At 45.2% G+C, this 15,933-nt stretch carries 1 protein-coding gene; it reads left to right on the forward strand.

Translation table 11 applies throughout. The features are described from left to right. Window positions 1–57: 57 nt before the first annotated feature. Window positions 58–15,891, forward strand: coding sequence for an amino acid adenylation domain-containing protein (locus MKY92_RS12890; protein ID WP_339301039.1), 15,834 nt, complete (start codon window positions 58–60; stop codon window positions 15,889–15,891). Window positions 15,892–15,933: the final 42 nt, after the last annotated feature.

The raw sequence follows: 15,933 nt of genomic DNA on the forward strand, positions 1-15,933 counted from the left end.
TGGAAATTTTAGGATAATATAATAAAAGTATTCTGCTTGCAAAGGAAGGATATCGTTATGATTACTGGACATTCCAATATCAGAGAGAATCCGACAGTGAACGAGAATAGAACAGACTATCCCCGCAATCATACCATCCATCAGTTATTTCAAGAACAGGCCCGCTTGCATCCCGATGCCATTGCGGTAGCCTCAGACACCATTCAATATACGTACAAGGAAGTAGATCAGTATTCAAACCAGATTGCCGCACTTCTTCGTCAGAAGGGAGCAGACCGCGACAAAATAATCGGTATTATGTTAGAGAGATCCCCTGAAATGATAATTGCTTTAATAGCCGTTCTCAAATCAGGGGCTTCTTATTTACCAATTGATTCCGAAACACCTGGGGAACGAGTGAATTATATGCTCAAGGATAGTGGGGCATGTATGCTGCTGACATCTCATCCTAAAGAGAATTACATAGAATGTATCGGTTTGGAGGTTATTCATCCCACCATTGAGGATTATTGTGACTTTCCATCCGATGCATTGACGGATATTAATCAGGCAGAAGATCCGGCTTACATCATTTATACATCGGGATCAACGGGTCTCCCCAAAGGAGTGGTGATCTCTCATCGATCAGCCATTCGTGTTGTATGTAATACCAATTACATCACCATTACGGAGCAGGACCGCATGCTTCAGATGTCCAACTATTCATTTGATGCATCGGTGTTTGAAATATTTGGAGCCCTACTGAACGGAGCAAGATTGGTCATTATTCAGAAGGAAGAGGCACTTCACATGCCCAGCCTGGCCCGGTCCATTGAAAAAAATGGGATTACCGTTATGTTCATCACAACTGCTTTTTTTAATGCTATCGTGGAACGTGAAATATCCTGCTTCCAATCGGTTCGCAAAGTGCTCTTTGGCGGGGAAAGAGTTTCGTTAACACATGTAAAAAAAGCGCTTGATTATATGGGGAGTGATAAGCTTATTCATGTTTATGGACCTACGGAAAGCACGGTTTTTGCCACATATCATCCTGTAAATGAAATTGAAAAGGAAGCGCTTACAGTGCCAATTGGCACTCCAGTTGCTAATACCTCCGTTCTGGTATTGGATGAGCATGATCATCCCGTCCCTGTTGGAGCAGCCGGTGAATTATGCATATCCGGTGATGGACTTGCGCTCGGTTATTTGAATAACGATGAACTCACAGAACAAAAATTCATTCCGCATCCCTTCTTTACATCAGAACGGATGTACCGCACGGGTGATTTGGTTCGCTGGACGCCTGAGCATACCCTTGAATTTTTGGATCGAATGGATCAACAGGTGAAGCTTCGTGGTTTTCGGATCGAGCTGGGTGAAATTGAAACCCATTTGTCCCGGCATGATGCGGTAGCAGAGGCATTTGTCATGATGCGAACAAACGATGCAGGCCATGCCTATCTGTGTGCATATATGGTGTTGAACCAAGAAACCTCGATTGAGGAGCTGCGTCTTTTCCTGGAACAGAGAATACCGGAGTATATGGTGCCAAGCTATTATGTCAAACTGGAGCTGCTTCCGCTGACTGCTAATGGCAAGATTAACAAAAGTGAATTACCCGAGCCGGATAGCAGCATCCATTCAGGCAGGGAATACGTTGCTCCGACAACAGAGTTGGAACAACATCTGTCCATGATTTGGAAGGATGTACTACAGATCGAGCAATTGAGTGTAAATGACAGTTTTGCACATCTGGGCGGTCATTCCCTTAATGCCATTGAAGTGATTGCACGGATTAAGGAGGATTTAAGTGCAAGTCTGCCATTAAACCAGCTTTTCCGTCTTGGAACGATCCAAAATATAGCAACATTTTTGGAAGAAAATAATGATGAGGATAACACGGAGGCTTACTTTACGGATCAAGGTGATCCTGCCAATATGCTTGAGCCATTTGGTCTTACGGGTATTCAGCTGGCTTATTTGATTGGACGTGACCCTGCATTTGAGCTGGGTGGAGCTGCAACCAATTTTACGGTCGAATTCGAGGCCGAGGCGGATATGGATTTAGTTAATGCAACTTTGCAGAAATTGATCAATAGGCATCCTATATTACGAACAGTTGTGTATGAGAACGGGACACAGCAAATATTGAAAAGTCTACCGTTATACACGGTAGAAGTGATAGACGTGTCAGAATGGGATACGGCATATCGTAGCTCGCAAATGGAAGCAGAGAGACAACGAATGATGACAAAAGTGATTGTTCCAAGCGATTGGCCATTATTTGAAATGAAAGCTTACCGGATGTCAGAGAATCAATATTATTTTTATCTGAATCTGGACCCGCTTATCTGTGATGACAGCAGCTTGAAACTGCTCATCAAGGAGTTCAAATGGCTCTATGCAAACGGGGATCAGGAGCTGCCGGAGCTTCAATATAATTTCAGGGACTACGTTCAGGCAATGGCACGTTTCAAACAGTCTGCACGTTATTTCAAGGATCAGCGCTACTGGATGGACAAGCTGGAAGACTTTCCGGGTTCTCCGACTTTGCCGCTCAAATGTAATCCGGCAGACATAAACGTGCCCCAATTCAGCAAATTCTCGAACTTTATAACGGGTGAACATTGGAACAAGCTTAAACAGCAGGCAAGGCAGCATAACGTTACCCCAACTTCCATTTTATGCGCAGCCTATGCCTATGTACTTGCGCATTGGTCAAACCAGGAGAGATTTGGGGTCAACCTGACCGTATTTAATCGGATTCCGTTTCATGAAGATGTGAAGAGGATGGCGGGAGACTTTACAACGCTGATGCTGCTGGATATTGATGCCCAAAAATCTCTGAATTCGTTCTGGACATTTACAGAGTCAGTGCAACATTCATTGCTGGATGCATTGGATCACAGACATTATGATGGCGTTGATTTTATAAGACAATTGGGCAAAAAACATGATATTCACAAAAGAGCAGTCATGCCAATTGTATTTACAAGTGTCTTAAATGAAAATGTGGAAGATTCATTTGACGCTTTGTTTAACTTTGACCAGATCAAGTATTTCAGTACAAGAACCTCACAGGTTTATATTGATAATCAGGTCTATGAAATCAATGGCGGTTTGTATATCACATGGGACTTTGTGGATCAATTGTTTGAACAAGAAGTGATTGAATCTATGTTCCAGCAGTATCTGAACATTCTGAACCAAGTGATCTCTGCAACACAAGTTACCAAGCTTGAGTTGAGTCAAGCGAGCAGGCAACTCATCAAACAGTATAACGATACGAGCAAGCCTTTTACTCTGAAGCCTCTGCATGACCTGTTAACTGCAACAGCGACCAGATTAGGAGATCGGGTGGCGATTCAGCATCATGAACGTTCCATTTGTTACATAGAGTTGGAACGCAGATCGAATCAGATAGCTAGGTATTTGATCGATCACGGAGTACAGCGGGGCGATTATATTGGTGTGTATGGCAAGAGATGCATTGACACCGTTGTGAATATATTCGGTGTGCTCAAAGCGGGAGCAGCGTATATTCCGCTTGATCCGGACTATCCAGAGGAACGTAAGCAATATATTCGGGAAAAGGCTAACTGTAAATTTTTCATCATGCCAGAGCTATATGAGACGGAATCGTTAGAAACCTACTCTGCGGAATCCATAAACAGCGGAGTGACGAATGATGATATGGCCTATGTTATTTTTACTTCTGGCAGCACAGGTAAGCCCAAAGGTGTGCAGATCAAGCACGGCGCAGCAGCCAATACGATTCTGGATATGAATGAAAGGTTTAACGTAACCTCCAATGATCGAATGATGGGCATATCTTCATTATGTTTTGACTTGTCCGTCTATGATATTTTCGGCGCAGTCAGCTGTGGGGCTTGTCTGGTTCTTATTGATGATCAGCGTGACATGTTTCAGCTCAAGAACGTGATAGAACAAGAAAAAATAACCATTTGGAACTCGGTTCCTGCTCTTATGGACATGTGTGTTGATCTGTATTCACCGGGAGAGAAGAACAACGATCTTCGTCTGGTATTGCTTAGTGGTGACTGGATATCTCTGCGGCTTCCTCAGAAAATAGTAGACGTATTTCCTGAATCTGAGGTGGTTAGTTTGGGAGGAGCCACTGAGGCATCGATATGGTCCATCTATTATCCAATCACGGCAGTGTCAGAGCAATGGAAGAGTATCCCTTATGGCAGACCACTAGCCAATCAACAGATTCATGTGCTGAACAGACTACTTCAACCCTGCCCTGTAGATGTTGAGGGAGAATTGTACATTGGTGGAAGCGGTGTAGCAAGCGGTTATCTTCACGACGAGGAAAAAACAAGACAGTCTTTCATTGTCCATCCACAGTTGGGGTACATCTACAAGACAGGAGATTTCGGTGTCCTTCGATCTGAAGGTTATGTAGAGTTTTTGGGTAGAAAAGATAGCCAGGTCAAAATCAAAGGTTATCGGGTAGAACTCGGTGAAATTGAGAATGTGCTTCTGCAAGCCGATGACGTGCAAAAGGCAGCTGTTATTGATGTTGCTGACGAGAACGGAGTCAAGAGCCTCTTTGCCTTTGTTGTTACAGATCAGGATGTGGACACACTGCCACTGAAAGCCCTTTTGCAAAGTAAATTACCAAATTACATGGTTCCGTCCATGTTTCTGAATGTAGATGAAGTTCCGCTTACTGCCAATGGCAAGGTCAACAAAGCGACACTTGAACAAGTGGCAAGGCAGCATCAACTCACTGTTCGTGAACATGCTGTAGTGGATACAGAGCCTGTCAATTCCATTCAGGAACAGCTGCTTCAGATCTGGAGTGATGTGTTTGGCTTGAAGCAGATTGGCCTGAACGTAAGCTGTTTTGATCTCGGCGGAGATTCGCTGAAAATTATGGCAATGGTGGCTGAAGTGAAGAAGCGTCTTCATGTTGAAGTTCCCATTGGCGAAATGTTCCGAAATGATACGATATACAGCTTGGAACAATACTTGGTTACCAAAGCACATGTCAAACCTGCTGTGATCATTGAGAAGTTAAGTCGCCGTGACCGGTATAAGGCTTCTGCAGCCCAGAGAAGCATGTACACCCTCTCGCTGCTTGAAAATAATAGGGGAGCTTATCACATTCCCATGGCGCTGCTTATGGAAGGAGAAGTACACTTCGTACGTCTTGAGAGAGCGCTTCAAACGTTTATTGAGAGGCATGAAATACTGAGAACTGGATTTGAAGTGATAGAGGATGAGCTTGTTCAGACGGTTCATACAAACGTAACCTTTGAACTTGAATATGATGATCTCGGAGAACTCGATACAGATGACCATGAACTCGTTCGTTTGACAAGCAACCTGTGCAAACAGTCCACTCAAGCTTTTGATCTCCGCCAGCCTCCTTTAATGAGGGCAAAACTGGTGAGAATTGGTCATGGACGTCATTTGTTTATTATAAATTTCCACCATATTGTGGCTGACGGTACATCTCAAGGCATATTGATGAACGAATTGCTGGAGCTCTACAGTGGCTCAATTCTGCCAGACGTTGATGTGCATTATCAGGATTATACGGCATGGCAGGAACAGTACAGTCATTCGGATGAGATGGCGAAACAGGAGGCGTACTGGCTGGATATATATAGTAGTACCCCGCCAACACCTGAGCTTCCGTACGACTTCAAACGACCTGAAGTTAACAGGTATGAAGGAAACAACATTTACAATCACTTGGGCGAGAGCCTGACCCGCGACATCAGGCAGCTTGCCAAGGATACCGGATCAACGTTGTATATGGTGATGCTTAGTGCCTATTTCCTCTTACTGCACCGGTATACACATGAGAAAGACCTGGTTGTGGGTACGGCTGCCTCTGGCCGTCTGCATGAGCCGTTACAACATATGTTTGGAGTATTTGTGAACACCATTGCATTGCGAAACCAGATGAACGAATCGGATACGGTCAGACAGTTTATTGAGCAAATCAAACAATCAACCGTAGTATCCTTTGAACATTCAGAGTATGCATTTGATGAACTGGTGCGAAAAACAGGTGCACAGCGTGAGGTCAATCGTAATCCGTTGTTTGACACGATGTTTTCGCTAGAGAACGCTTCGCTGTTTACTCGTGAAAAAGAGGGTATGCAGGTGTCGCCTGTCATGTTTAATCTTGATAATGCAAAATTTGATCTGACATTCAACATCCTTGAGTTTGAAAATGAAATCGTGCTTAACGTGGAGTACTCCACCGATTTGTTTGGTCAGGAAACCATTCAGCGCATGAGTGACAACTATATTGCCTTAGTAGGCAACATGATATCCGGTCTGGAACAGCCGCTTAGCGAGATTGAAAGTGTGTCTCCGAGAGAAAGAGATCAGCTGATTCATACCTTTAATCCACCATCTATGGAGTATCCGTTGCATCAAACTGTGGATGAGCTCTTTGAACAGCAAGTGAGACGTACACCGGATCATGTTGCTCTGGTGATGGGCGAAAATCATGTAACCTATCGCGAGTTGAACCAACGAAGTGAACAGCTTGCTGATCTACTACGGAAAAAAGGAGTGCGTGATAACAACATCGTCGGGGTCCTCACAGAGCGTTCAATCGATGCGGTGATCGGAATGCTGGCGGTTCTAAAAGCAGGCGGAGCATATTTGCCCATTGACCCAGCCTATCCAAATGATCGTATCCATTACATGCTTGAAGACAGTCAGACCCAATGGGTATTAACACCGAAGGAACGGTTTGAACATGTCGTTCAGGGAAAAGAGAGCTCTGTCCATCTCATTGATTTGCAGACTGAACTTTTGCAAGCGGACGAATTTCTGGTCTCCTCTTCCTTGGTACCAATAAGGGGGCAAAGCCGGGATCTGGCTTATGTCATTTACACATCAGGTTCCACAGGTCAGCCCAAGGGAGTGATGGTTTCACACCAATCGCTTGTTCATTTGTGTACATGGCATCGTAAACGGTATCAGATCACCGATGCTGATCGCAGTGCCAGCTATGCAAGCTTGAGCTTTGATGCTTTTGTGTGGGAATTGTTCCCATACCTGTTGTCAGGAGCTTCCGTACATCTGATTCAGGATGAAATTAGGCTGGATGTGGTGCGCATCAATGATTACTTCCATCAGCATCAGATTAGTATTGCGTTCCTGCCTACAGCGATTTGCGAGCAGTTTATCCGGCAGGAGAATCGTTCCCTTCGAACATTGCTGACGGGGGGAGACAAGCTGAATTATTTTGAATCCCAAAACTATGAGGTTGTAAATAATTATGGACCAACTGAAAATACAGTCGTCACCACAAGTTTTACCATAGATCAGATGTATTCCAATATTCCTATAGGTCGACCACTGCCGAATACCAACGTGTTTATTCTGAGTGGCAGTGACCAGCTTTCGCCTATAGGGGTTCCGGGTGAATTGTGCATAAGCGGAGCCGGACTTGCAAAAGGGTATTTGAACAGGCCCCAGTTAACGGCAGAGAAGTTTGTTCAACATCCGTTTAATCCAGAACAACGGATGTATCGGACCGGAGATTGGGTGCGTTGGCTTTCGAATGGCAATATTGAATATTTGGGTCGCATGGATGATCAGGTGAAAATACGTGGATTCCGTATTGAGCTTGGAGAGATTGAACATCTGCTTTTGCAGAACCCAGGGGTGTTAGAGGCGACAGTTGTCGCGCATACAGATCCGGCAGGTTCGACATTTCTTTGCGGCTATGTGGTTTGTCATGAGAGGTATCCTGTGGGATTCATCGATGAGATTAAAGAAGAATTGACTCGGTGTTTGCCTTCGTATATGGTGCCTGCCCATCTCGTCATAATGGATCGTTTGCCTTTAACAGCTAATGGTAAAGTGAACCGCAAGGCATTGCCGATTCCGACACTATCGGACAACCGAACAGCCATCGCGTATGAACCACCAAGGAATCCGGTTGAAATTGCACTGGTCACTCTTTGGCAGGACATTCTAAAGATTGGAAATGTGGGTGTCCATGACCGGTTCTTTGATATTGGCGGACATTCCCTGCTGGCGACCATACTAATATCCAGATTACACAAGGAGATGCAGGTAGAAATGCCACTGGTACAGATTTTCCGTACGCCTACAATCCGTGGCATGGCCCAATTCATTCTGGATCATAAAAAAAGCAAATATACATCTATTCCCCATGCGCCATTGCAGTCCTTGTATGATTTATCAGCAGCGCAGCAAAGAATTTATATTTTGAGCAATCTGGATCCTACGGATACAGCCTATAATATGCCTCTTGCTATGAAATTAAAGGGAAGCATAAATAAAAAACAATTGAATGAGGCGTTCTCCTGCCTGATTGCAAGACATGAATCGCTTCGAACTTCATTTGTCATGAATCAGGGTAAGCCTGCTCAACGAATTATGCCAAGCGTCGACTTTGAAGTTCAGTACAGTTCCCTCCATACCGCAGGGGAACCACCTGTTCTATCCGAGTGGGTACAACCTTTTTCATTAGAAAAAGCTCCGCTGATGCGGGCTGAACTTGTGCAAACCAAAGCAGATGAACATGTCCTTTTGTTTGACATGCATCATATGATTTCAGATGGAATTTCGATCGGGATTCTATTGCATGAACTGGCCGAGTTCTACAATGGCAAAAAATTGCCACCTGTCTCTACACAGTACAAGGATTATTCACTCTGGGTACACGAGCGACAATCTAGCAGTGACTCGATGCGGCATGAGAAATATTGGGCTGATGTTTTGAAGGAAGAGGTTCCGGTTCTTGACCTGCCTTTGGATTTTGCACGGCCGAAGACTAAGACGTTTAATGGTGATCAGATTCGTTTGCATCTGGATGAAACACTGACGGTTGCGCTTGAGCAGCTGGCCAATGATCAGGGAGCCACCATGTATATGCTGTTTGTCTCGGCATTTACAACACTGCTCTCCAGATATACCGGACAGGAAGATATCCTGATTGGTACGCCGGTATCAGGTCGGAATCATGATGATCTCAACCGTGTTGTCGGCATGTTTGTAAACACAATAGTTCTCAGAAATGCGCCGCTGGGCCATTATACCTTCCAGCAATATCTGGAACAGGTGAAGGAAAATACACTTCAGGCCTATGAGCATCAGGAATATCCATTTGAACGTTTGGTCGAACAGGTTGATGTGAAGCGTGATCCTTCACGCAATCCACTGTTTGACGTCATGCTTGTTCAAAATACAGATCATCTTGATCTCCAGATGAACGATGTAGAGGCCGTTTTGCTTGAAGATGGCATCCAACGTTCCAAATTTGATATGACGGCCAGAATGAACAAAACCAACCTGAGCTGGAATCTCGAACTGGAATATAACACGGATGTGTTCCGGGAGGAGCGTATTCAGCGCTTTGCTGAACATTTTGTCGAGATATTGAGACAGATCGCTGCTGCTCCAGAAGTACGACTGGATCAATTGGATATTCTGACGCAACCAGAGAAAACCGTTCTGACAGGGTTCAACCCGCCGAGACAGGCCTATGAACGGGACAAAACATTGGTCCAGATGTTTATGGAGCAGGTTGAACACAATCCGGACAACATCGCTTTAGTTTTCGAGAATGAACAGCTGACCTACCGCATGTTGAATGAGAGGGCGAATGTCCTGGCTTGCGAGTTACGTCAGGAAGGAGCAGGACCAAATCACATTGTAGCTGTGATGGTTGAGCGCTCCATAAATATGATCGTTGCGATTGTAGGTGTGCTCAAATCAGGTGCGGCTTACATGCCGATCGATCCTGAACTTCCTACTGAGCGTAAGCGTTATATGCTGACTGACAGTGGTGCGCGTTTATTATGTACAGCAGATCATTCCATGGTGGATGACCTTGTGTTTGTAGGTACAGTTATTTTATTGGATGAATTGGATCGTTCAGGGCTACGTGAACCAGTACGTGAACCGGACATGATCAACCATTCCAGCGATGCGGCTTATGTCATTTATACTTCGGGTTCTACTGGCAAACCCAAAGGCGTCGTTGTTGAACATTACAATGTTCACAATCTGGTGGACGGATTGGTGGAAGCGATATATCAGCACTATGAGACCCCTTTGAATATTGCATTGATTGCGCCATATATCTTTGATGCCTCGGTGAAGCAGATTTTTGCTGCTTTGCTGCTGGGACATGCACTGCATATCGTGCCTAAGAGCACAGTCTGGGAAGCAGATCTTTTGCTGAATTATTATGCTCATCATCATATTCATGTGTCCGATGGTACGCCTGCTCATCTGAAATTGCTCACTCTGGCCTCGAACGGATGCAAACAGCAGTATGAACTGCAAGAGCTGATCATTGGTGGGGACGTGCTGACCTTCGACCTTCTCGATGAAGTATATACCACGCTCCCTGGAATGAGAGCAAACGTTACAAACGTATATGGACCGACGGAATGCACGGTGGACGCGGCTTGGAACAGAATCATGTATGGGATAGGCGAGCGATCAGGAACGATTCCGATTGGTAGACCGATCCGGAATACAAGTATTCTGATTATGGATCGTTACAATCGTCCTCAGCCGGTTGGTGTACCCGGTGAGCTGTGTATTTCTGGTGAAGGTGTAGCACGCGGTTACTTGAATCAACCGGATCTTACGGCAGAGAAGTTTGTGGACTCACCTGTAGACAACGATCGGAAAATGTATCGTACAGGCGATACCGCCAAATGGCTACCGGATGGAACCATTGAATTTGTTGGCAGACAGGATGATCAGGTTAAAATCCGTGGTTATCGAATTGAACTGGGGGAAGTGGAGTACCAGTTAACCCGCCTGGAGGTAATTCAAGAGGCATATGTTAATGCAGGTCAGGATGACAGTGGTAATGATTATCTGTGTGCTTATATTGTGATCACTGATCCGGGGATCTCCATTATGGACGTGCGTGAGAAACTTGAGTTACAGGTTCCTTCATATATGATACCAGCCCATTTTGTCAAAATGGACCACTTGCCGAGAACGGTAAGCGGAAAAGTGGATCGCTCCCGTCTCCCTGAACCGGGCAACAGCATACTGGATGACTCGAAGTATGAATCGCCGAGGAATGACAAAGAGCAAAAGCTTGTTCAGATATGGGAGAACATCTTGAATCTGGATTGTATTGGGATTCATCATAACTTTTTTGTCATGGGTGGAGACTCCATCAAAGCACTCCAGACGATTTCGGGATTGTCCAAACTGGGTTTAAAAGTAGAGATGAAGGATCTTTTTGCCAATCCGACCATCCGGCAGCTTAGTCCATATGTCAAACAGTCACAGTTCCATTCTACTGGGAATGTTGAGGTGACAGGTGAGGTTTTCCTAACACCTATTCAGCAGCGCTTTTTTGCGAGAAATCATACAGAGCATAACCATTACAATCAGGCTTTTATGTTATTCAGGCAGGAAGGGTTTGATGAGAACACCATTCGACTTAGTTTCGAGAAACTGATGGAGCATCATGACGGTTTAAGAATGGTTTATGAATACAACTCTTCTGGAGAAATGACACAGACCATTCGGAGTTATAGAGAGGGTATGTTTGAGTTCAGCGTTGTGGATGCCAGAGGCGTAGCACAACCGGAAGTATTCATTGAAGAGCAGGCATCGTTGTTGCAAAAGAAAATGCGGATTCATGAGGGACAACTTGTTAAACTCCGGCTCTTCAGGCTTGATGAAGGAGAACACCTGTTAATTACTATTCATCATTTGGTCATGGATGGTGTGTCCTGGAGAATTTTGCTCGAAGATTTTGAATGGTTATACATGCAAGGGGTTGAACAAAAGCCGTTTGATGTGGGACCCAAAACCGTCTCGTACCAGCAATTTGCTGCTGCATTAAAGTCTTATTCCAAACATCACCTTTTGCAAAAGGAGCAGGCCTTCTGGAACAAAGTGTCTAGTGTGTATACGCCATTCCTGGATTCTCAGAGCCAAACAACGTACACGGTCAATGACCATGGTCATAGCGCTACCCTTGTATCTGAGCTTGATCGTGAACAAACTGGCTGGCTTCTTCAACAGACAAACAGAGCCTACCAAACCGAGATTAATGACATTCTGTTGACTGCACTTATGCTAAGTGTAACCGAGATGACTGCTCAAGCCCGGTTTAAAATTATGCTGGAGGGACATGGCCGACAAGCACTCGCAACCGAGATGGATCTCAGCAGAACGGTGGGGTGGTTTACATCCGTATATCCGGTGGTATTTGACCTGTTTCAGGAGCCGGAATTGCCCGAGGCAATTAAAACAGTCAAGGAAACACTGAGAGCCGTTCCCAATAAAGGCATCGGATACGGAATTCTCAAGTATATGGCTGCTGATCAGCATGGTTTTGCAGATGAAAAGGAAGCACCTATTTTGTTCAATTATATGGGTGAACTGGACAGCAGTCTGGAACGGAGCTTGTTCAGTTCGTCATATATCCCGGTAGGACAAACGGTGGGTGGGCAACTCATCAGAGCGCATGATTTTGAAATAAATGCAGTTGTAATAGATGGGAAGTTCACCATTCATACGACTTACAGTGATGGAGTATACGAAGCTGGGATTGCTGAAAAGCTTAATCGGTTGTTCATGTATAACTTGTATCAAATCGTTCAACACTGCCGGAACAAGCAGGGCGCAGAGAGAACCCCATCTGATTATGGGAAGCATCCTGTATCCATAGCGGAGTTGGAAGCCATACAAAATAGAGTTGATCCACTTGTGATCAGCAAAATTTATCCGTTGACCCTTATGCAATCCGGCATGTTGTACCATTCGCTGGAGCAAGAAACATCACACGCCTATTTTGAGCAGGTATTTGTGGAATTAAAGGGTAACGTTGATGTGGAGATATTGAAATACAGCTTAGGGCGGGTGATTCAGCGTCACGAAGGGCTTCGTTCCATATTTGAATATCATCTTGTGCAGCAACCTCGCCAGCTTATTATTGACCAGCAGCAGGTTGAATGGTTGATGCTGGATTGGACCGGAAAGAGCCAGGATGAACAGCTTCAACGGATGGAGCAGTTCATGACTGATGATCAGGAAAGAGGGTTTGATCTCAGCCGGGAGTTATTAATCAGATTTTGTCTGATCTCCAGAGGGGCGGATGCGTTCACGCTGGTCATCAGTCATCATCATATTTTGCTGGACGGTTGGTGTCTGGACATCCTGATTCGTGAGATGTTTGAGATTTATGCCAGTCAGCAGGCTGGGCAGCCTGAAATGTTGGAAGAAACCAGGCCGCTGGGGGACTACCTCGACTGGCTTGATCAACAGAACAAGGAGGAAGCACTGGCGTATTGGAAACAGTATCTCCAAGGCTACTATGAACGAGTCTCTTTGCCCAAAACAGGGACTAACCTGGATACAGCAGCGCCAACGTTGCGGGAGCAGGGAATTCAATTCCCGCGTGAACTCACAAGTCGGCTGAAACAATTCGCTGTGAACAATCAGGTTACATTTAATGCGTTGATTCAGGCGATATGGGGCATGGTTTTGTGCAGATACAGTGGTACAGAAGATGTCATATACGGCACAGTCATTTCCGGGCGAGACGCTGACGTTGAAGGAATAGAGAACATGGTGGGGCTATTTATTAATACCATTCCTACCCGGATTAAGCTTGAACCGGAAGAGCTTTTTGCCGATGCTCTTCGCAGGGTTCAACAGGAAGGGATGGAAGGCCAAAAGTATGGCTACGTACACCTGGCAGATATACAGGATCAAAGTGAATTAAAAGCCGATTTGCTTGACCATGTATTGGTGTTCCAAAATTTTGGGAATGAACAGGCTGCGGGTCTTGTAGCGGAACAAGGGACAGGAGTCACGCTGGAGCGCGTTTATGGCAATGAGCATACACACTATGATTTGAGTGTGACTGCTGTTCTGGACGATACATTCAGACTTAAATGGTCTTATAACAGTAACGTACTGGATTCAGATCTGATGAATGGTCTGGGTAATCATGTTCTCTATGTGGCGGAGCAAATTAGTGCAAACCAGAATATTCGTGTAAGCGAAATTGCTCTTATTGGCGAGCAGGCCCGCCATAAGATGGAGTTGTTATCCCATGGCCCGATGACACCATTTCCCAAAGAAAAGACATTATCTCAGCTATTCGACGAACAGGCAGAGCGAACTCCAGATGCAGTTGCACTGGTAATGCAAGAAAAACAGTTCACCTACCTGGAGCTGCAAGAGAAATCAAATCAGATGTCGGAACGTTTGCGCATGCGAGGCATTCAAAATTCATCCATCGTAGGACTGATGGTACAACGCTCTTCCGAGATGATTATAAGTATTCTTGGAATTCTCAAATCCGGAGCAGCCTATTTACCGATCGATCCCGAATGGCCAAGAGCACGAATTGTGCACATGCTGCATGACAGCGCTGCAGCCTTGCTACTTACGGAGGAACAATGGATGGAGGATTTCACAGGCGTCACTGAAGTCATGAATGTACATGCGAATGTTGAAGACACCATCCGATTAGAGAGCATAGGCATGAAGGAATCAGCACCAACCTTGGCATCCGAAGATGAGGCTGGAGACGATCTGGCCTATATTATCTACACCTCGGGCTCTACGGGGAAACCAAAAGGTGTAATGATCTCCCATGCCAATGCCATTCGGGTAGTGAAAGATACGAATTATATTCAGATCTCTTCCTCTGATTCAATATTGCAGATCTCAAATTATGCTTTTGATGGCTCGATATTTGACATCTTTGGAGCGCTATTAAACGGCGCGAGGCTGGTCATGATTGAACAGGAGACCCTGCTGGATATCAACCAATTGTCTAAAGTGATGACAGAGGAGAGAATTACGGTCTGTTTCATGACGACTGCATTGTTTAACTTGCTGGTTGATCGTGCGCCTCATTGTTTGCTGGGACTTCGGAAACTTCTGTTTGGAGGGGAGCGGGCTTCTGTCTCCCATGCCCAGAGAGCTCTTGTCCATATGGGAACAGATAAACTGATCCACGTATATGGTCCTACGGAAAGTACAGTATTTGCAACAAGTTACCCTGTACAAGCTATAGGTGACAATGATGGAATTCTTCCGATTGGCAAGCCCATTGCGAACACATCTGCATGGATTCTGGACGACAATCAACAGTTTGTTCCAAATGGAGTACCTGGAGAGCTCTATCTCTCAGGTGATGGATTAAGTCTCGGTTATCTGAACAATGAAGAGCTGACCGAAGCCAAATTTGTCAACAACCCTTATCAGCTCCATGGACGAATGTACCGCACTGGAGATCGGGTGCGTCGACGGTCTGACGGAACGATTGAATTCCTGGAGCGGATGGATCATCAGGTGAAACTGAGAGGTTATCGGATCGAACTTGGGGAGATCGAACAGGTCCTGATTTCACATGAGCTTGTCCGTGAAGCCATGGTTGTAGCTGTCAAAGATTCGGGTGGGCAGGATGCATTGTGTGCTTACCTTACCGTCCTGCAGGAAGTCAGCCGGATGGATATGCAGTCCTTTATGGAAGCCCGTTTGCCAGGTTATATGGTCCCATCCTATTTCAAGGTATTGGAGCAGTTTCCGCTTACGCCAAACGGGAAAATAGATCGCCAAGCGTTGCCTCGACCTGAGATAGCAGTCAAATCAGAGACAACGTATGAAGCGCCTTCCAATTATGTGGAGGAACAGTTAATAAACATATGGGAAGAGGTACTGAATGTGAAGCCAATTGGCACCGCCCACCATTTCTTTGAATGCGGTGGGAATTCCCTGAAAGTGATGCATGCAGTTCAGCTGACTAACCGAAAGTTCCAAATGGAATTGAAAATCAGCCAATTTTTTGAATATCCAACGATTAAACAACAGGCCATTCATATATTGAGCGGTAGTACAGCTGGCCCTGATGTGAATGAATATGTGGAAGAAGAGATTTAACAGTTCGTTCTTTAAATTCAATAAATGACTCAATGATCCGAG

This window comes from Paenibacillus sp. FSL R5-0623, from assembly GCF_037974265.1.
GTDB lineage: Bacteria > Bacillota > Bacilli > Paenibacillales > Paenibacillaceae > Paenibacillus.

What these genes read in the sequence shown, in the direction of transcription:
- MKY92_RS12890 (WP_339301039.1), top strand. Translation starts at nt 58, where the DNA reads ATGATTACTGGACATTCCAATATCAGAGAGAATCCGACAGTGAACGAG.